This is a genomic window from Rothia amarae (assembly GCF_014705945.2).
Lineage (GTDB): Bacteria > Actinomycetota > Actinomycetes > Actinomycetales > Micrococcaceae > Rothia > Rothia amarae.
Genome location: NZ_CP061538.1, coordinates 1748069 through 1766341 on the forward strand (window position 1 = coordinate 1748069; position 18273 = coordinate 1766341).

The 18273-nt window shown below is 51.6% G+C and carries 17 protein-coding genes and 1 riboswitch; of the genes, 7 read left to right on the forward strand and 10 right to left on the reverse strand.

All coding sequences use genetic code 11. From position 1 onward, the window contains the following. Positions 1–38: 38 nt before the first annotated feature. The 3 genes from IDM48_RS08230 to dusB all read right to left on the reverse strand — a co-directional run bounded on the left by IDM48_RS08230 (position 39) and on the right by dusB (position 2948). Positions 39–245: a hypothetical protein gene (locus IDM48_RS08230; protein ID WP_068167885.1), complete on the reverse strand. Its 207-nt coding sequence runs from the start codon at positions 243–245 to the stop codon at positions 39–41. Between the two features lie 11 nt (positions 246–256). After that, complete coding sequence (locus IDM48_RS08235; RefSeq protein WP_377148848.1) at positions 257–1582, reverse strand: deoxyguanosinetriphosphate triphosphohydrolase; 1326 nt, start codon at positions 1580–1582, stop codon at positions 257–259. A 97-nt stretch (positions 1583–1679) separates the two neighbouring features. Further along, positions 1680–2948, reverse strand: a complete 1269-nt coding sequence (gene dusB, locus IDM48_RS08240; protein WP_190616893.1) for a tRNA dihydrouridine synthase DusB — start codon at positions 2946–2948, stop codon at positions 1680–1682. An 84-nt stretch (positions 2949–3032) separates the two neighbouring features. Here dusB and IDM48_RS08245 point away from each other — a divergent pair, with 84 nt between their 5' ends. Further along, positions 3033–3578, forward strand: a complete 546-nt coding sequence (locus IDM48_RS08245; protein WP_190616895.1) for a hypothetical protein — start codon at positions 3033–3035, stop codon at positions 3576–3578. Positions 3579–3927: 349 nt separating this feature from the next. Beyond that, the gene (locus tag IDM48_RS08250; RefSeq protein ID WP_190616897.1) at positions 3928–4260 is read left to right on the forward strand and encodes an MGMT family protein; all 333 of its coding nucleotides are present in this window, start codon (positions 3928–3930) and stop codon (positions 4258–4260) included. A 6-nt stretch (positions 4261–4266) separates the two neighbouring features. Here IDM48_RS08250 and IDM48_RS08255 read toward each other — a convergent pair whose 3' ends face one another. The 3 genes from IDM48_RS08255 to IDM48_RS08265 all read right to left on the reverse strand — a co-directional run bounded on the left by IDM48_RS08255 (position 4267) and on the right by IDM48_RS08265 (position 7425). Further along, entirely contained in the window at positions 4267–5151 is an 885-nt protein-coding gene (locus tag IDM48_RS08255; RefSeq protein WP_151146450.1) for an SDR family oxidoreductase, read from the reverse strand. A 126-nt stretch (positions 5152–5277) separates the two neighbouring features. Beyond that, complete coding sequence (locus IDM48_RS08260) at positions 5278–6147, reverse strand: DUF2382 domain-containing protein (protein ID WP_068171499.1); 870 nt, start codon at positions 6145–6147, stop codon at positions 5278–5280. A gap of 312 nt (positions 6148–6459) precedes the next feature. Continuing rightward, positions 6460–7425: a GNAT family N-acetyltransferase gene (locus tag IDM48_RS08265; protein ID WP_190616899.1), complete on the reverse strand. Its 966-nt coding sequence runs from the start codon at positions 7423–7425 to the stop codon at positions 6460–6462. Positions 7426–7613: 188 nt separating this feature from the next. On the opposite strand from IDM48_RS08265, the gene IDM48_RS08270 reads away from it, so the two are divergent. Next, positions 7614–8240: a GNAT family N-acetyltransferase gene (locus IDM48_RS08270; protein ID WP_202939866.1), complete on the forward strand. Its 627-nt coding sequence runs from the start codon at positions 7614–7616 to the stop codon at positions 8238–8240. Positions 8241–8325: 85 nt separating this feature from the next. On the opposite strand, the gene IDM48_RS08275 is transcribed toward IDM48_RS08270, so the two are convergent. Then, positions 8326–9708: a glycine--tRNA ligase gene (locus IDM48_RS08275; protein ID WP_190616901.1), complete on the reverse strand. Its 1383-nt coding sequence runs from the start codon at positions 9706–9708 to the stop codon at positions 8326–8328. Between the two features lie 117 nt (positions 9709–9825). On the opposite strand from IDM48_RS08275, the gene IDM48_RS08280 reads away from it, so the two are divergent. After that, the gene (locus tag IDM48_RS08280) at positions 9826–10050 is read left to right on the forward strand and encodes an RNA-binding S4 domain-containing protein (protein ID WP_186303172.1); all 225 of its coding nucleotides are present in this window, start codon (positions 9826–9828) and stop codon (positions 10048–10050) included. 53 nt (positions 10051–10103) lie between these two features. On the opposite strand, the gene IDM48_RS08285 is transcribed toward IDM48_RS08280, so the two are convergent. The 3 genes from IDM48_RS08285 to IDM48_RS08295 are packed head-to-tail and all read right to left on the reverse strand — an operon-like array spanning position 10104 to position 13364. Then, on the reverse strand, positions 10104–10775 hold the full coding sequence (locus tag IDM48_RS08285) for an alpha/beta hydrolase (RefSeq protein WP_190616903.1): 672 nt from the start codon (positions 10773–10775) through the stop codon (positions 10104–10106). Between the two features lie 15 nt (positions 10776–10790). Beyond that, positions 10791–11954, reverse strand: coding sequence for a homoserine O-acetyltransferase MetX (metX, locus tag IDM48_RS08290; protein ID WP_420803873.1), 1164 nt, complete (start codon positions 11952–11954; stop codon positions 10791–10793). A 60-nt stretch (positions 11955–12014) separates the two neighbouring features. Continuing rightward, positions 12015–13364 carry an O-acetylhomoserine aminocarboxypropyltransferase/cysteine synthase family protein gene (locus IDM48_RS08295; protein ID WP_068171520.1) on the reverse strand — a complete coding sequence of 450 codons (1350 nt, stop codon included), beginning with the start codon at positions 13362–13364 and terminating at the stop codon, positions 12015–12017. 115 nt (positions 13365–13479) lie between these two features. Beyond that, positions 13480–13595: riboswitch (SAM riboswitch) on the reverse strand. A 247-nt stretch (positions 13596–13842) separates the two neighbouring features. On the opposite strand from IDM48_RS08295, the gene IDM48_RS08300 reads away from it, so the two are divergent. Genes IDM48_RS08300 through IDM48_RS08310 form a run of 3 tightly spaced genes read left to right on the forward strand, consistent with a single transcriptional unit; the run spans position 13843 to position 18007 of the window. Next, complete coding sequence (locus IDM48_RS08300; protein ID WP_068171523.1) at positions 13843–16038, forward strand: S9 family peptidase; 2196 nt, start codon at positions 13843–13845, stop codon at positions 16036–16038. Next, on the forward strand, positions 16025–17059 hold the full coding sequence (locus tag IDM48_RS08305; RefSeq protein ID WP_190616905.1) for a hypothetical protein: 1035 nt from the start codon (positions 16025–16027) through the stop codon (positions 17057–17059). Before IDM48_RS08300 ends, IDM48_RS08305 begins: the two co-directional genes overlap by 14 nt. A gap of 3 nt (positions 17060–17062) precedes the next feature. Continuing rightward, a complete protein-coding gene (locus tag IDM48_RS08310) occupies positions 17063–18007 on the forward strand; it encodes a hypothetical protein (RefSeq protein ID WP_190616907.1) in 945 nt (314 codons plus the stop codon). Positions 18008–18273 lie beyond the last annotated feature (266 nt).

Here is an 18273-nt window from a genome sequence, read left to right on the forward strand (position 1 = left end):
GTGAAGAGAGTCAGCTGAGGGCGTGGGGCTGATGTGACCTACAGTTCGTCGTCGTCCTCAAGCGGAGGTTTGGGATTCTTTCGCCCTAGCCCAAAATCAGCCGGGGATAACCCTATGCAGAGCACAATAGCGAAAGATGCCAGCCCCCACACCCATGACCCAATGAGTGAACCAATCATCAGCCCCACGCAGAGACTTGCGATGGAGACAATAATGATTTGTTTGACCGAATTTTTTGATCGCATGGGGTTCCTTTCTACCACAGTGGTTTATCGCCCAGAACCCAGTGGTTACCGGTAATACGGCGGTATAGCGCCACGGCAGAACGATCGGTGAGGGATGCCACCTGATCGACTACTAAACGCAGTTTAGCTGTGTCATCATTTTGACCCAATTCGCGCATATCCGCGCGAAAGACCGAATCCATATAGTCGGGGTTTTCCAGCAGAGCTTCTACCAGTACCCCCAGGATTTCTTGCTGATTTTCATAGTGAGGTTGAGCGTCGCGTACCGTCATAACGAAGGTGGTGGCGATGCCCTTCATCAGAGCAATTTCGTGTTCGGTTTCTTCAGGCACAATGAGTTGCGCGGAGTAGCGGGTGAGAGGTCTATCGACTCCGTACTGTTGCCGGGTGGCTTCCATCGACGTCGCAGCGAAACGACCAATCAGTTTTGAGGTGAGCGCTTTGAACGCTGCCATCGACGCCCGGGTACCGCTCATATAGGGAACCCACCGTTCCAAAGACTCCAGACGCATCAGGGCGGCATCTAATCTTTCATCCTCCACCGCGGGTAGATACCACTGCCTGGTTTTCTCAAACAGTCTCTGCCGGTTAGCAGTATCTTTGAGAACTTCTAGCTGAACGTGACCGCCAAAAACAGCATCTTCAACATCGTGGACCGAATAGGAAATATCATCCGCCAAATCCATGACCATAGCTTCCATGCATTTTTGCTGCGGTGCCACACCGGCTTCGCGAGCACCGCGTCTGAACCAGTCGAAAACGGGCATATCATCGGCATAGACCCCGAATTTACGGTTGGGCCTGCCGTCAGCTCTCTCGGGAGCGTCTTCAATACGCCACGGATATTTGCAGGTGGCATCGAGTGTGGCACGGGTGAGATTGAGCCCTGCCGAACCGCCATCGTGGCGAATCACTTTAGGTTCGAGTCGAGCCAACAGGCGCAAGGTCTGTGCATTACCTTCAAATCCCCCGGCCTCTCGCGCGAGATTATTCAGTGCGGTTTCTCCATTATGCCCAAAAGGCGGGTGACCCAAATCGTGGGACAGGCAGGCAGTATCGACGACGTCGGGGTCGCACCCCAGCATGCGCCCTACCTCGCGGCCGATTTGAGCAACCTCAAGCGAGTGAGTCAGTCGGGTGCGCACAAAATCATCCGTATCAGGGTCCATCACCTGCGTCTTCGCACCCAAGCGGCGTAATGCACTGGAATGAAGAACCCGCGCACGGTCGCGTTCAAAAGCCGAGCGATAAATATTGCGATGGTGTTCGGGAACCCATCTCGCGGCATCCTGATCCGAATAGCCGGGAGTATTGGCTACTTCTTCGCCCAGCACCATGCCGTCTTGAGGGTCAATGATTTTGCTCATGCTTTTATTCTACGGGGCATGACAATGGGCGCCTGCTTAGTCAGCAGGCGCCCTTGAAAGAGAAGTTTTAGCCGCCCGATACGTCTAGTTCCGCATCCACCAGACCGAGCCGCTCGGCATCACCCAGAATTCGCGAATCGAGCCATCCGTTGGGCAGATGGGGTTTCTTGGGATTACCTGCACGTCCTCGCGGGCCTTCAACCGCTTCCCCGGGGTAGCCGATTGAGTGATCGAGCTCGGAGAGATACTCACGAAAAGTTGCCAAATCGGGCACAGTTGCCATTTTCTGGCGCAGCTGGCCACCCACCGGGTAGCCGTGGAAGTACCACGCAACATGCTTGCGGATCTCGCGTAACCCCTTGAGCTCATCGCCAAAGGTTTCCACCAACAGTTCAGCATGGCGGTAAATCATGTCGGCTACTTCACTCACACCGGGCTTGAAGCGAGCTTCCGAGCCTTCAAATGCATTCTGCAAATCACCAAAGAGCCAGGGGCGACCTTGACAGCCTCGTCCGACGACTACTCCGTCGATGCCAGTCTGCTCGACCATGGCAATCGCGTCTTCGGCACTAAAAATATCACCGTTACCCAGCACGGGCACATCGGGAATAGCTTCGCGCAAATCGGCGATAGCGTCCCAATCAGCCTGACCCGAGTAGTGCTGTTCCATGGTTCGACCGTGCAAAGCGATGGCAGCTACACCTGCATCGCGGGCAATCTTTGCTGAATCCAAGAACGTTAGATGGTTATCGTCGATGCCTTTACGCATTTTGACGGTGACCGGAATATCATTGCGTGCTGCCTCTTTCACCGCATTCTGCACGATGGCGGTGAACAAATCGGTCTTCCAGGGAAGAGCCGATCCGCCACCTAACTTGGTGACTTTAGGTACAGGGCAACCAAAGTTGAGGTCGATATGGTCGGCGCGGTCTTCTTCTACCACCATGCGCACGGCTTTACCCACGTTGACGGCGTCTACACCGTAAATCTGAATGGAGCGAATCTTCTCGTCATCGTCGTGCTCAATGATACGCAGTGACTCAGGACGGCGCTCCACCAGCGAACGCGCGGTCACCATCTCTGTAACATACAGTCCGCCGCCGTATTCGCGGCAGAGACGGCGAAAAGCCTTATTGGTTACGCCAGCCATGGGCGCAAGAATAACAGGCGTTTCTACCGTATGCTTGCCCAGTCGCAACGGGGGTAACTGAAGTTTCTTCGTCTTAGTTTGAGGGGTTTCACTTGTTTGAGTCACCCTGCAATTCTTGCATAATCCGCACTGTCCGGCAGGTAGGGGTGGGTCACAGCAACAATTACGCCAAAAGTAAAGTTTCATTGACAAATCACATATGCCATGAAAAGATGTGAAATATCAAGAATTCTTGACACGTCACAAATAAATAGCCCTTGATGAGAACCAATGAAGAAAAACCCTTCAGAACTAGACAGTATTACAAACGCCCACCAACAGGTCTTAGATGCATCTGCTCAACTAGAGGAGGCGGTGAGACGAGCTCGCCAATCGGGCGTCACCTGGCAACAAATCGGCGATGCGATGGGGGTTTCCAAGCAAGCTGCCTCTCAAAGGTTTCAGCAGGCTTCTCTCAAACTTACGGACAAATCGCTGGATTCAATCACAAAAGAAATCGAGCAAATTACCGACTCATTTTTTACCGCGTTAGACCGTGAGGATATTTCAACACTGCATTCTTTGATGACTTATATGACAGCCCGGCAGCTTTCCCAACGAAAGATTCTCAGCATCTGGCATCAAACAAAGGAGGCATGCGGAGATTTTATAGAAATCAGCAATTCGCGGATTGAGCACAACGGGACAACTTTTGTATATACCTATCGGCTTCGCCACCAATGGGGCGAACCAGTAGGCCAGATACTTTTCAACATGCGCCAACAAATTACAGGATGGGTGATTTTCCTTGACGACTCAGCAGAACTCCCCTGGTAATACCCACAAATCCTCCGAGAAATACTGGACCATCGCCGTATGGGTTGTATACGGACTGGTGCTCTCACTCTTTTCAGAACACTGGCTCATAGGAGTAATAGGTGCCCTCTGTTTCGCAGTGGCCAGTTTTTTCGTACTTTATGATTTTCGCTCAGGTTCTCAACGAATCCAGTGGAAACCATGGCTAGTTACCTACGCAGGTTCCTTGGGAATTAGTATGGGAACTCTTTTATTTGATAGTGGTTCGCAGTGCATTATCTGGTCAATAGTCTTTTTAATCATGCTTCGAGCCCTTTATTCTGAAAGCGACAGCCAGAAGAACCGCAAAGCAAAGGACGTGATTTAACCGATGGACGATCTTCGCATTGAAAAGGTTCTGCGCGCAGCAGAATGTATACCTGCCGGCAAAATGGCTACCTATGGGGATCTTGGCAAAATTACTGGCGAATCACCGCGCGTCGTCGGAAACCTCATGGCAAAGTGGGGAACCAACGTACCCTGGTGGCGCGTCTGCAATGCCCAAGGCAAAATCGCCGGGCATTTCAACCAGGCTCTCCCCCACTGGCAAGAAGAAAATATAACCCGCAATGATAAACACACCGGGATTAAACTAGCGGCGCACCGCGCAGACTATGCTGAGCTGGTGCGCCATTGGGAAACAGCTACTCAAAACTTAGAGTAAAACCGCTTACGGGGTGGGACGACCGCCGGTTAGACCAAGGGTCTCACCGGATACATACGAAGCTTCATCCGACGCCAGGAACACGTAAGCGCCCGCAATCTCAACAGGCTGACCTGCGCGACCCACGGGAGTGTCCTGACCGAACTGAGTGAGCTTCTCCGTCGGCTGACCGTGGCTAGGCTGCAATGGAGTCCAGAATGGTCCGGGTGCAACAGCGTTCACACGTATGCCTTTAGGCGTCAAGTCCTGAGCTAGCCCCTTAGAGAAGTTGTTCATTGCAGCCTTGGTGAGCGCGTAGTCCAGCAAAGTCTCCGAAGGCTCATATGCCTGAATCGAAGAAGTGAAAATGATTGAAGAGCCAGGCTTCATATGCGTTACTGCAGCTTTGGTCACGCGGAATGAAGAGTAGATATTAGACTTCATGGTCTTGTCGAAGTCCTCGTCTGAGATTTCCTCAATCCCGTCATGCCAAATCTGACGGCTAGCGTTGTTGACCAAAATGTCCAAGCCACCAAAGGCTTTAACAGTTTCTTCAACGATTTTCTTGCACTGTTCCAAATCCATGAGATCGCCGGGAAGAGCGAGAGCTTTCTGACCAGCGTCCTCAATAGCTTTGATGACGCGATCGGCGTCAGGCTGCTCCTCAGGCAGGTAGGATATCGCCACATCTGCGCCTTCACGTGCATAAGCGATAGCAACCGCCGCGCCGAGACCAGAATCGCCACCGGTAATAAGCGCCTTACGACCCTTCAACCGACCGTTGCCTTTGTAGCTTTCTTCGCCGATATCTGCCAGAGGAGTCATCTCGATATCTAGACCGGGATTAGGCTGGCTCTGCTCGGGGGGAGAAATAACGGGAAATTTCTTGCGGGGATCAATGAGCTCTGACATGGGAGTATCCTCCGAACTTTAAAAGTTTATATTTGAAAAGTATTTCTTATACAAAGAGTCTCCCACTCGAATGAATGGGAGACTCTTTTAATGCTTAGCTAATAAGTTTGCCTGAGGCAATCAAAATTAGATGCGATCCTTGCGGTCACGAGCATCTACATCGTCGCCTTCAACGCGGATTTCTTCCTTGCGAACTTCACCCTGTACACGCTCGGTGTCGGTGTGAACGTCCTTTGAAACGTTGACGCGCTCGGTAGCAACGGTGTCTACGGTAACGTTGGGTCGCTCTTCGTAAGCGGTTACGGTTACGTCCTCTGCGCCTTCCTTGAAGTCGTAGCCAGCGTTGGTGCGTGCCTCTGCTGAGTTAGGATCAATCTTCTCGCGCTCTACATGGATTTCTTCGCGACGTACGGGAACCTCAACGGTCTCGGTGTCGGTGGTAACAACCTTGCGCAGACGAACACGACCGGTTTCGCGAGCAGTTGCGGTGTTGGAAACGTTTAGGCGCTCTTCGTGAGCTACAACGTCGCCGTCGCGGCCAGCATGAGCTTCGCGGCGATCCTGGTCTACACCAGCAGCTGCGTGACGGTCGGTGTGGTCTGCGTGACGGTCACCAGCAACACCTGCTGCGGTGCCTGCGCCTGCTACACCAGCGTGGTTTTCACGACGCTCATTGGTGATGCCTGAGTGACCATTGTAGTAGTCGTAGATGCGCTGTTCTTCTTCAGGTGAAAGTTCGCCGTCTTCAGCAATGTTCGGAGCGTCCTTGACGAATTCCTTGCTGAAAGGAACGGTGATGTCGTCACCGTTGTACTGTGCCTGGTTGACAGGAATGAAGGATTCGTTGGTGCCGAACAGACCGGTGTTTACGGTTACGAAAGTGGGCTCTGAAGTATCAGCGTCTACGTATACAACGCCGACCTTACCGATTTTCTCGCCGTCCTGTGAAAAGACGGTGGAACGCTTCAGGTTTTCAATAGTGTTTGCGTTAGTCATTGCTTCCTCTTTCTAACTTTGCTTTGATACGGATTTCCGAAGTTCATTCGTTTACAGAACTTCGGTCTGACGCATCGACCAGAAATATCATAAGCATGCTCATCATCGTTTTGCAACTCAAACTAAGCGTACTGATAGTAAGTTTCCTGATTTTACGATTTATTACAGGGCTCTCAGCCACCCAAAACCCTAGTTTTACAAGTTGAAACACCGGATAAATCGAGGTTAAATCCGCTCAACGAATAAATCGAGGTTAAATCCGCTCAACGAATAAATCGAGGTTAAATCCGCTCAACGAATAATTCGAAAAACTTAATCTACGACCACGAAGGAGTTCTCCACCACCGATGCAGCCCCCATCTTTATGAGCTGATCAATCAAGATGGACAAGTCTTCCATCGACTCGGTGACCTCCACAGTGACGGGATACTGGGCAGCCAGGGGTGAAAGCATCTGCAGGATTGCCTCTCGGGCCTGGGGATAGTCAAAGTCGTATCCCAGCAGAACTTCGGTAGCCGCATCGTCCTCTACCTCAAATCCCGGCATGTCGTGCTCTAGCGGACGGTAGCTGACGGCAAACGCTTTGATGTCACCTTTTTTCCCATTTGCTCGCGCCGAGAGAACATCATCTCGTAGAACTAATGCACCGAATGCCTCTGCCTCATCGGAGAGGAAAAGCCTGTTCACGCGGCCCAGCGACGTCTGCGCCGGAGGGTCCCACTGATGCGAACGCTGATAGAAATCCCAGACCTTTTGAGTGAGTTCTACAGAGCCGGTAGCTATATCTTCAATTGCTTGAGTCATTTCACCCTCCTCGTTCTGGTGGAGGGGTACACCGGGAACAGCCCCAGCCTCTATTCGAACGACGCGCGTGCGCTGAATCTTCTTGAAACCTTGGGCTAACGCAAATTCAACGGCATCGGATTCCACATCAACTTTTGAGCGAAGCGAGACTACTCCCGAAGGAGAGTCTTGCGCCAGCCTACGCAGGCGTTCTAACAGTTCGGTGCCAATCCCGCCCCGGCGATGGTCGGGCGCCACCTCAACATATGCCCATAGATGCTCAGCATGCAGGGACGTTTCATAGACAGTTGCAGCGGCAATCGCTACCCCTTTATGCTCAGCAACAAGGGTGCGGCGCCAGGGCGATTCGTCAGAATCCGGAGCGAAAGACGCACGGAAAGTCGCCGCTGAAGTGCTTTCGGCGTCGGGCCAAATTTGGAGTAGCTCGAGGTCGTCGCCCTCTTGCCAGGGGCGAAAAGTCAAATCATTTTTCATCGGGAGGGAAATCATTTCTTAGATGGGTCAAATTCCAATTTCACTCAACTTTAGCGCAGGCAAAACTAAAGCGGAAAGGCTCCATCTGCTGGCTGAGAAGAGGTGGTTCACCAAGTGTTCATATGCACGTCGGTGCAGTTTAAAGCAATCTTTTGCCAAGGTATCTGAGAGTTCCGTAGGGTAAGAATATGACTATTGCAGATATGTTCTTATCCAAGCCCACGCTCGCTGGTTCTCTAGTAGAGCTTCGCCCCTTTAACGATGAAGCAACTTCCGCGATGGTCGAGATCTTGAAAGATCCTGAGGTACTGGTTAAGACGGGATCAGTACACACCATGGAGCAAACAGAAGAAGAGCACAGCTTCTCAGAAGCTCAACACTGGTATGAAACACGAAACCAGCAGAAGAACCGTCTCGATTTAGCGATTTTTTGCAAAGACACCCAGCAGTATGTGGGTGAAGTAGTTTTTAACGAATACGACCCTCGCAACAAATCCGTCAATTACCGTATTGCAATTGGCGAGGGTGGCCGCGGTCGCGGTTTGGGAACCGAAGCCACCCGTCTCATGGTGGACTACGGTTTCGAGAAACTCGGTCTCAACCGTATTTCTTTGGAAGTCTACGATTTCAATAAGCGTGCGCGATACGTCTACTCCTCCTGTGGTTTTGTGACCGAGGGGCGACTGCGCGAAACACTCTATTACAACGGCACCTTTCATGATTCGATTATCAAATCAATTCTTCGCAAAGATTGGGAGAGCTTGAAAAATCCAGACATGATCAGTGCACCTACCCTCGCCACCGTCTCGATCTGATTTTTTCTGTCCCCCTGCTTCATTGTAAAAATGCCCCCATGCCGAGTTAGTTCTCAGCACGGGGGCATTTCTATAAAGACGGCTACTAGCCTACAAGTTTAGATGCGAGATAGCTCTTGACCTGATCTAGTGCAACGCGCTCCTGGTTCATGGTGTCGCGTTCACGAATCGTCACTGCCTGGTCTTCGAGAGTATCGAAGTCAACGGTGATGCAGAATGGAGTACCGATTTCGTCCTGACGGCGGTAGCGGCGTCCGATAGCTCCCGACGTATCGTAGTCAATATTCCAGTTCTTACGCAGTTCAGCCGCCAGCTTCTCTGCGGTCGGTGTCAGCTCTTCTTTCTTAGACAGAGGAAGAACTGCGGCCTTGACCGGTGCCAAGCGGGGATCAAGCTTGAGCACGGTGCGCTTATCAACGCCGCCCTTAGTGTTGGGGGCTTCGTCCTCAACATAGGAATCAACCAAGAACGCCATCATCGCGCGGGTCAGCCCGAAGGACGGTTCAATCACGTAAGGAACGTAGCGTTCACCGGTTCCCTGGTCGAAATATTCCAGCTTAGCGTTGGAATGCTCGTTGTGGACGCCGAGGTCGTAATTGGTGCGGTTAGCAACACCCATCAACTCGCCCCAGGCGTTGCCCTGGAAACCGAAGTTGTATTCGAGGTCGATAGTGCCATCGGAGTAATGCGCGCGTTCGTCCTCAGGTACATCAAACTTACGCATGTTGTCGGGGTTAATGCCCAGGTCAACAAACCAGTTCCAGCAATCCTCAACCCAGGTATCGAAGTGCTGCTGAGCGTCGTCGGGGTGAACGAAGTACTCGATCTCCATCTGCTCAAATTCGCGGGTGCGGAAAATGAAGTTACCGGGAGTGATTTCGTTACGGAACGCCTTACCAATCTGCCCAATACCAAAAGGAGGGCGCTTGCGAGCAGCAGTGACGACGTTGTTGAAGTTCACGAAAATACCCTGAGCGGTTTCAGGACGCAGGTAGTGCAGCCCCTCTTCATTATCAACAGGACCCAGGTAGGTTTTCATCAAACCGGAGAAGTTCTGAGGCTCAGTCCACTGACCCTTATTACCGCACTTGGGGCAGTTAATATCTGCCATACCATTTTCAGGAGCCTTGCCGTGCTTATCTTCAAAAGCCTCCAGCAAGTGATCCTGGCGAAGACGGGTGTGGCAGGAGAGGCACTCCACCAACGGATCGGTGAAAGTCGCTACGTGGCCGGATGCCTCCCACACTGCGCGGGGAAGAATAACCGATGAGTCAAGACCCACCATGTCCTCACGTCCGCGCACGAAAGTCTTCCACCATTCGTTACGAATGTTCTCTTTCAGTTCCACGCCGAGAGGGCCGTAGTCCCATGCTGAGCGGGTACCACCGTAAATCTCACCTGCCTGGAAAACAAACCCGCGGCGCTTAGCCAGGGTGATGACGTTATCAAGGGTGGATTTAGCTGCCATGCTTTACTCCTAGTACTCCGCCGCTGGATACGACGTGCAGGGGTTGGATAAATGTCTTGCGCGCTCTTGCGCTACTTCCAGCCTAACAGTTAGCTCACACCCGATAGAATGAGCGGCATGAATGAAATTGAAGAAGTATTGATTCGGGACGACATGATTCGCTTAGGCCAGTTCATCAAACTGGCAAATCTAGTCGAAGACGGCGCACAGGCACGCGAAGTCATTCAAAATGGTCTCGTGAAAGTTAACGGCGACATTGAAGAAGCACGCGGAAAGCAGCTACACGACGGCGACGTCGTCGAACTCAACGGATTCGCTGCACGGGTGACCGTAGAAAACTAAGATGTTCTACCCCAAAGTCCGCCAAGCACTCCTCTTGGCGGACTTCTAAAATATTAGAGAATATGTTTCTGCATAAAGCGGGCGATATCTCGTACTTCTTCAGGGTTAATAGAGTGGGGCAATCCCTGGTAGACGTGCAACTCCACCTGTGCGTTCTCTTTGAGCCAGTTCGTTGCAAAGTCCACACGTTCGGGGGAAATAACGGTATCGGCGTCTCCACGACCGTAGAAAACTGGCATGTTCTTCGCCTTAAACTCAGCATCCTTGAAATAGTCTTCACCGTCAGGAATCACGAACCCACTGCAACCAATGACTGCATGGACGAGGTCTGGACGACGGCGCGCCACCGACGTCGCCATTGCCATGCCCTGCGAGAACCCCATCAGGGTCACTGCCTCATAACCTGTAGTTTCCTGTTCTAGAAAATCAATCACGTAGTCGGTCGCAAGTTCCACCGCACGTTGATTCGATTCCAGCGTGTTCGTTAGCGGATACCACTGGTAGCCAAAAGCAGCGCCGGGGATGATTGCGGTGTCCCCTACCTCGGACAGCGGCGTACCCACAGGTTGAGGCGCACGCAGACCGGCGTAGGTCACTGACCCGCCGAGCATTTCACCAATCTGCAGGAGGTCACGCTCGTTGGAACCATACCCGTGAAGCATGAGAATCAGGTGAGTACCTTCGCGCTCTTCAGGACGGTTGGAGTATTCAATAACGAAATTCATGCTCGCCAGCTTACCTTAGAAGGTACGGCGTAAGACCCGTTCGATCTGATCGGTTTCAATCAGAAACCCGTCATGCCCCGACGGCGAAAGAATCGCCGTAGCTTCCCCCGGCTGAGGTAGCGAGGCTGCCATGACGATAGATTCCGAGGGATAAAAGAGACGATCCGAATCAACGTAGGCGATATTCCATTCACAAGTTGACGCTGCCAAAGCAGTGGTCAGGGAGCCCCGTCCGCGTGTGATGTCGTGGCTGATTAGCGCATTATTAATCGCCAAATAGCTATTGGCATCGAAGCGGTCCGCAAGTTTTTTCGCATGATAATCCAAATAGGATTCAACAGCGTAGCGTCCCCGCTCCCCTGCCTGACATTTTTGCAGTGGTCGCTCCCCACGCTGGGCCACTCGGCCAAATCTAAAATGGAGTTCAGGGGCTGAACGATAGGTGGTGTGCGCGATGCGCCGAGCAAGACCTAAGCCACCTTCAGGGGGTAATCCATCGTAATAGTCTCCGCCGGCAAAATTCGGGTCCAGGGAAATCGCGAGGTTTTGTGACTGTGCCCAAGCAATCTGATCGGCTGTAGCAGAGGGACCTGACGCAATGACGACACAGTGCTCTACCCTGTGCGGGTAAGTGAGTGCCCACTCCATAGCGCGAGCGCCGCCTAACGAACCGCCTACTACGGCGTAGAAAGTTTCTATCCCCAGGGCATCCGCCAGATGCGCTTCAGCATGGACAGTATCTCGAATTGTTACCAGAGGAAACCTCGATCCCCACGGCTTTCGCGATGAATCAATAGATTCAGGGGTAGGTGATGACGGCCCCGTAGAGCCGTAGCAACCGCCCAGAATATTGGGAGCTAGAACAAAGTATTTTTCAGTATCAATCACGCAACCGGGGCCCACGATCCCCTCCCACCAGCCCGCCGCTTGGGCGGGGCTGGTGGTATGGGAATCCTCGGTTATGTTCGCCCGGGAAACATGTGTATCGCCGGTGAGCGCGTGCAAAATGAGAACAGCATTATCGCGGTGTTCATTGAGCTCCCCCCAGGTTTCAAACGCCAGAGTGACCTGGGGAATGATCTCTAAGGATTCTAAGGTGAGGCTGCCAATTTCACACGTTTGAACTAGCCCGTTCTGCGGTGTTTTCACCTGCTGCGGTTGGGTGGGGGCAATCGTCAAGACGTTCTCTCCTTCGAAAACTCACGGCGCGCGATAACGCCGGTCAGCGCACACATACTTTTAGGCTACGGCGGAGAATCCCAATTCCAGGTCCGCCAAGATATCGTCAATATTTTCGATACCTACAGAGAGGCGCACGAAAGCGGGATTGATTCCCAATGCTTCGAGTTCTTCTACGCTGGACTGGGAATGAGTGGTCGATGCCGGGTGAACCGCCAGCGAACGCACGTCGCCTATATTCACCAACAGCGAGTGGAGTTGGAGCGCATCTACGAACTTCTGCGCTTTTGCTGAATCAGCATTCTTGAGAGTGAACCCGAGGACGGCGCCGGGGCCACGGGGAATGTACTTCTGCTTGAGCTCGTAGTAGGGCGATGATTCTAGCCCCGCCCACTGCACCGATTCCACGGCGTCGTGATTTTCGAGGAATTGCGCTACCTTAGTGGCGTTTTCTATATGGCGTTCGACGCGTAACGAAAGAGTTTCAAGCCCAATTGCTATGTTGAACGCGTTAAAAGGAGATATAGACTGCCCCAAATCGCGGAGCAACCCTACGCGCGCTTTGAGAATGTAAGAGAGATTGACGCCGAATGCGCCGTTCTTACCTAAATCGCGGGCGTAGACCAGCCCGTGGTAACCCTCATCTGGTGTGTTGAAGAGGGGGAATTTCTCGGGGTCTTTCCCAAAGTCGAAATTACCCGAATCTACGATGGCTCCTCCCACCGATGTTCCGTGTCCGCCAAGGTATTTGGTGGCGGAATGTACCACGATGTCTGCGCCAAATTTGAAAGGGTTTAAGAGGAAAGGGGTAGGGATGGTGTTATCGACAATAAGAGGTACGCCTGCCTCGTGGGCGACCTCTGCAATCGGCTCGATATCAAAGACATCGCCCCGAGGGTTAGGCAGCGTTTCGCCAAAGAACGCCTTGGTGTTGGGGCGCACCGCGTTCTTCCAGTCCTCGATATTGAGAGGATCAGCGACGAACGTAGTTTCGATACCTAAATTAGCCAGGGTGTATTTGAGCAGGTTAAAGGATCCGCCGTAAAGAGAAGGGGACGCGACGATATGGTCGCCTGCTCCTGCCACGTTCAAGATAGCGTTCGTCGTTGCCGCTTGACCCGAAGAAAGTAAAAGTGCTCCTACGCCACCTTCCAAAGCGGCGATTCGGTTTTCGACTGCCTCTTGAGTGGGGTTGTTAATGCGGGTATAGATGGGCCCCAGTTCTGCCAGGGCAAAGCGATTAGCCGCCTGCTCTGAATTCTTGAAGACGAACGAGGTGGATTGGTAAATCGGTAGGGCACGGGCGCCGGTTGCCGAATCAGGTTCTTGTCCTGCGTGAATTTGTTTCGTTTCGAATTTCCATCCTTCAGGCTGCGAAGGAGTGGGTATGGCGTTCTGTTCGTTAGTCATGCTTGCTCCAAATAGGTTGTAGACGTTGGAACCGCATGCCAAATCTTTAGGGTGTCTAGTGATCGCAACAAAGATTATTGATGGTAGGTATGTCCCCAAAGAAGATGGGGCATCGGTCCCGCGCTTGCACACCCCGCCGGTGAGGTGTACCCGGTCATCACCCAGGGCACCCCACCGCGAGAGGAGGGTTGCCGACCAGTAAGCTGGGGCTTAACACTGGTTCTCTTGACCTGCTTTCATGCTAGCCAAAGGAGGCTAGGGAGGGTCAAGGAGGGCAGAGTTTTATGTCGAACATTTCTGACCCTCAGAATTTCGGCGTCATATTTTGTCATAGAGTTAACATTCGCGGTGCCAAAAACATGTATTTGCTCAAAGCACGCCGATGCTCTAGAACCGAACTATTTGAATAGCGTCTAAAATGGGGATATAGCCATGAACACCCAACATGGGGTTGCATCACAACTAGAGGGGACTTCTTATGACTACTTTTTCTCCGTTGCCTGCGCCTCGTGCGCGTCAGCAGATGACTACCAGAGTCTTTCATGACGATACTTTTTACGATTCTTTTGAATGGTTGCGAGAGAAAGAGAAGTCAGAGGTTATCGATTACCTCACAGCGGAAAACGAATACTGCGAAAAGGTTACCGCCCAGCAACAACCATTGCGCCAAACCATTTTTGATGAAATCAAAGGTCGCACACTAGAGACCGATTTATCGGTGCCCACCCGTAAGGGCAACTGGTGGTATTTTTCACGCACGGTCGAGGGGCAACAGTACCCCCTGATGTGCCGCGTCCCAGCGGTTCGAGAAGGAAGCGTAGAGGAACGTTTCACCCCTCCGCTGGTTGAATCGAATCAGCAGTTAGAGGGAGAAGAAACTCTGCTCGATTGCAATGCTTTCGCAGCTGATTTACCTTTTTTCTCGCTTGGTTCCTTTGAGCCCTCGCTCGATGGTGAGCTCCTGACCTTCGGCGTCGATGACGCCGGCGACGAGCGCTACACGCAGTACTTCAAGAATCTGAACACCGGAGAAATCAGCTCGGATCGTCTCGAAGATATTTTTGCTGGTGCTTTTCTCACTGCCGATGCCACCTATCTCATCTATTCCTTGGTCGACGACTCGTGGCGCCCCTATGAAATTCGCGCACACAAAATCAACAGCTCGGATGAAGATATCGTGCTCTTCAAGGAACCCGATCAAGGGATGTGGCTCGAAGCTAATCTTTCAGAAGACCGAACTCATGTGGTGCTCACGTCGTTCTCTTCCGAATTCACTGAGGTTCGCTTGGTGCCCACAGACAATCTTCGTACCACACCGATGGTCGTGATTCCGCGGACAGAGCGTGTGCAATACAGCGTTGAACCCATCATCATAGCGGGGCAACAATATCTCATCATGGTGCACGATTTCGAGGCGATTAACTCAGAGATAGTGCTCTCTCCGATGCCCACCGGGCTAGGATTCTCAGACTTACGGCAGCAGTGGATTAAGGTAATGCCCCATCGTGACGACGTGCGTGTGGAGGGAGTCTCCTTTTCGTCGCGCCATCTAGTAGTAACTGCTCGCCAAGATACCACGGTCAAAGTTTTCCTGGCTTCTTTAGATGCTCTTGCGCAGCTGAAGGTAACGGATTCCCCCGCCGGTCTTACTTTCACTGAGCCCGCTGGTTTTACCGAAGAAATTTACACTACCGGGGTACTGAGCACTTCGGTCGATTCGCCCATCGTCCGCATTAATTACACCTCATGGGTAACTCCTACCCGTATCTTTGATTATTTTCCAGAACAAGAATCACTAATTCTACGCAGAGAGACGCCGCTTCTTGGGGGCTTTGACTCCGAGGATTACCTTGCCTATCGGATGTGGGCTCCTGCGCGCGATGGAAAGATGATTCCGCTGTCGGTGGTGCATCGGGCTGATCTCGATAAGTCCCGAGAAAATCCGGTGTTGCAGTACGGCTATGGCTCCTACGAAGTCTCGGTCGACCCCTATTTTTCGATTCCCCGCCTATCCCTGCTCGACCGCGGTGTCATCTTTGTTGTCGCCCATATTCGCGGTGGCGGTGAGCTGGGGCGGTCTTGGTATCAGGACGGCAAGAAACTTCAGAAGAAAAATACTTTTTTTGACTTTGTCGACGCCACCGAATTCTTAGGGCAACTGGACTGGGTAGACGCCCAGCGTATTGCCATCCACGGTGGATCCGCAGGGGGTCTTTTGATAGGTGCGACCCTTAACCTCGCTCCGGAAAAATACTGTGCGGCTATTGCCGATGTTCCTTTCGTCGATGCCTTGACCACCATTCTTGATCCCAATCTGCCTCTCTCTGCGCTGGAATGGGAAGAATGGGGTAACCCCATCGAAGACCCTGAAGTCTACTCCTACATGAAGTCGTACACTCCTTACGAGAATATCCGCCAGGCAACTTACCCGCCTATCGTTGCGGTGACCAGTCTTAATGACACTCGTGTGTTCTACGTTGAGCCAGCCAAATGGGTGGCAAAACTGCGAGAAACAATTTCACCCGATTCCCCTACACCATTACTCAAAATTGAGATGGACGGCGGTCACGGCGGCGGCTCAGGGCGGTACACGCAGTGGAAAGAAACCGCCTGGATTTACGCTTTTGCACTGACATACTTGCTCGACCAGGATGGTTGGAATGAGTCCAACTGAATACGCCCCCGCGTCTCACTCCGTTGCTCCCCGTTTCCCCCATGAAGTTCTCGAAAGTCTTCTGATGCAAGCTCCCTACCGAGATATGTGGGGGCAGTTCGTACAACGCCGTCGGGGAAAAGGCGTCAACATTCGTGCTGTGGCAACCTTCATGGCATACGAACTCTCCGATGCCGCCGGTCACGAGATAGCACCTGAGCAGTACAAGGATTCAATCCGCCGTGCGCTCAAAGGTGAAATGCTCACTGACCGCACAGCAATGCGATTTATCTCCGCATTTGGTTTTACAGCATCCGAAGCCGATGAACTCTGGCGCGCTATCGTGCATCACCGCTACCTCGATAAATCGATTGTTTCCCGTCATGCCAACCATGCCCGACGGCAAGATCCTAAGCGCGAATACGTCACCCTCTCGGAAACTCTCACTCTTACTATCAATAAAGATGGTCTCATTCGGCAATTTGATTTTGTTGAGGTGGTAATGGTCGAGCACGATAAATTGCAATATTTCAATCCGCTCTTTGAAGGCGCTGGTTTAGATATTGAAATTGTCGAAGGCGGAAAACTCAAAAAGATTACTACCGAGTATGAGGCGGGGGCAGAAAACGAAGAAAATGATATTTATAATCTCGTCATTGAAGCCCCTTACCCTCTCGCTAAAGGGGAGATTCACCGTCTACATGTACGGGCATACGTACAAGAACAGGTCGAAGACAACCCAGACTTCGTCAATCACTTTGGAATTGGTGCTTCAGAAAGACCAAAGTTCAATGTCACCACTTTGCTTATTTTCGACGAGGGACCCGCAGTAATTCGTCATTGTTTTTGGGATGACAATGCCTATGAAAATCCCGTCGTGGAGGAAATTCTTTCCCCCGGTCATACCCATTATTCAATGCATTATCCAGTGATTCATAAAGCTTACTGCGGATTCATATGGCCGATACGACGCCCCGACGGGAAATTCGGGGATATAAACATGCGAGGTAATGTTCTTGTCCCAGGATCGACCAAAGAGTAAAGCATGACAAAAAAGCGCGAAAAAATTGATCAACGAGTAAATTCTTTTCTCTCTCAGCTTCAGCCGCAAACCTCTTCTCCTGCCCATACCAATCAGGCAAGTCTGTTGCTACGGGATGCCCTCTTAGAACCTTCCACTCACAAAATATGGTCCCGCTATATTTCGGATAACATAGCCACAGATAAAAATGTGTTGAGTTATCGAGCTATTTCTCGTGCTATTTCAGCCTCTGAATGGTCCCGGTATGGAATCGAGTCTCCACCGAACCGGTACAAAGATCGCGTACGGCGGGCAATTCTTGGTGAACGACTCACTCTTGATACCCTCCGTCTTTTTACCGAAACGTTTCCTATCGATTCACATGTTGCGCAGAAAATATCTGATCTCATTGCGCTTAATGCAACTCAAGAAACACCTCCTGATGAAAAACGTATTCCTCGGTTTGATTTCACTACCACGCTCTACGATGTTTACGTTGATAAAAAATTTCGCAGCTATAAGATACGGTGCAATCTCGTCTTTCGGGCATTAGAAGATTCTTGTGATTATATCTGGGCTCCTGTTGGCACCGATGTTGAGAATATAGAAATTCATCACGGTGGCTCTCTCAAATGGCATGAAAAATTCAAGATGTTTTCATTTGAGTTAGATACTCCCCTCAATGCCTCAGAATGTGGGGAGTTACTGTACACCATCACTTTTGAGGATGCTCCTCAGGAAGAGGAGGACGCTATTTTGGCAATGCAATTCGGTAAACCACGTTCCAGCGTATTTTTTAGATTCTTTTTCGATTATCCCGCAGGAGCTCCGGAAAAGCTGATGGTTTCGAGAAAACCAACAGAGAAGAATTCTACTCTTCCCGAGATCCTCTCCGAGATCCCCGTGCATCAAGGACGCGCTTCAGCGTATTTTGACCGAGTTCGAAATGACCTGATTTTATTCTATTAAAAAGAAAAGAACCGCATCCTTAAACCGCGCTTAGTATCCGCCTGCGCCATAAGAGCGACATCTGCTCTCCTACACTTATATCGTTGCTGATAGATTTTGAGTGGCTAGCAGAATCTAGAACATAATGAAGCATTGATTGTCGGTTTCATTATCTTCAGCAACACCCCAGATACTTGTGCTTTTCTGGTGGCCAAGTATCAACGAGCGTTTGGGATTCCCCTACCAAACGCCTGAGGAGCCGGCATAGCGTGAGATTACTCCGCTGC

What these genes read in the sequence shown, in the direction of transcription:
- IDM48_RS08310 (WP_190616907.1), top strand. Translation starts at nt 17,063, where the DNA reads ATGACAAAAAAGCGCGAAAAAATTGATCAACGAGTAAATTCTTTTCTC.
- IDM48_RS08275 (WP_190616901.1), bottom strand. Translation starts at nt 9,708, where the DNA reads ATGGCAGCTAAATCCACCCTTGATAACGTCATCACCCTGGCTAAGCGC.
- IDM48_RS08260 (WP_068171499.1), bottom strand. Translation starts at nt 6,147, where the DNA reads ATGACTAACGCAAACACTATTGAAAACCTGAAGCGTTCCACCGTCTTT.
- IDM48_RS08265 (WP_190616899.1), bottom strand. Translation starts at nt 7,425, where the DNA reads ATGAAAAATGATTTGACTTTTCGCCCCTGGCAAGAGGGCGACGACCTC.
- dusB (WP_190616893.1), bottom strand. Translation starts at nt 2,948, where the DNA reads ATGAAACTTTACTTTTGGCGTAATTGTTGCTGTGACCCACCCCTACCT.
- IDM48_RS08250 (WP_190616897.1), top strand. Translation starts at nt 3,928, where the DNA reads ATGGACGATCTTCGCATTGAAAAGGTTCTGCGCGCAGCAGAATGTATA.
- IDM48_RS08295 (WP_068171520.1), bottom strand. Translation starts at nt 13,364, where the DNA reads ATGACTAACGAACAGAACGCCATACCCACTCCTTCGCAGCCTGAAGGA.
- IDM48_RS08305 (WP_190616905.1), top strand. Translation starts at nt 16,025, where the DNA reads ATGAGTCCAACTGAATACGCCCCCGCGTCTCACTCCGTTGCTCCCCGT.
- IDM48_RS08270 (WP_202939866.1), top strand. Translation starts at nt 7,614, where the DNA reads ATGACTATTGCAGATATGTTCTTATCCAAGCCCACGCTCGCTGGTTCT.
- IDM48_RS08280 (WP_186303172.1), top strand. Translation starts at nt 9,826, where the DNA reads ATGAATGAAATTGAAGAAGTATTGATTCGGGACGACATGATTCGCTTA.
- IDM48_RS08230 (WP_068167885.1), bottom strand. Translation starts at nt 245, where the DNA reads ATGCGATCAAAAAATTCGGTCAAACAAATCATTATTGTCTCCATCGCA.
- IDM48_RS08300 (WP_068171523.1), top strand. Translation starts at nt 13,843, where the DNA reads ATGACTACTTTTTCTCCGTTGCCTGCGCCTCGTGCGCGTCAGCAGATG.
- IDM48_RS08255 (WP_151146450.1), bottom strand. Translation starts at nt 5,151, where the DNA reads ATGTCAGAGCTCATTGATCCCCGCAAGAAATTTCCCGTTATTTCTCCC.
- IDM48_RS08245 (WP_190616895.1), top strand. Translation starts at nt 3,033, where the DNA reads ATGAAGAAAAACCCTTCAGAACTAGACAGTATTACAAACGCCCACCAA.
- IDM48_RS08235 (WP_377148848.1), bottom strand. Translation starts at nt 1,582, where the DNA reads ATGGTGCTGGGCGAAGAAGTAGCCAATACTCCCGGCTATTCGGATCAG.
- IDM48_RS08285 (WP_190616903.1), bottom strand. Translation starts at nt 10,775, where the DNA reads ATGAATTTCGTTATTGAATACTCCAACCGTCCTGAAGAGCGCGAAGGT.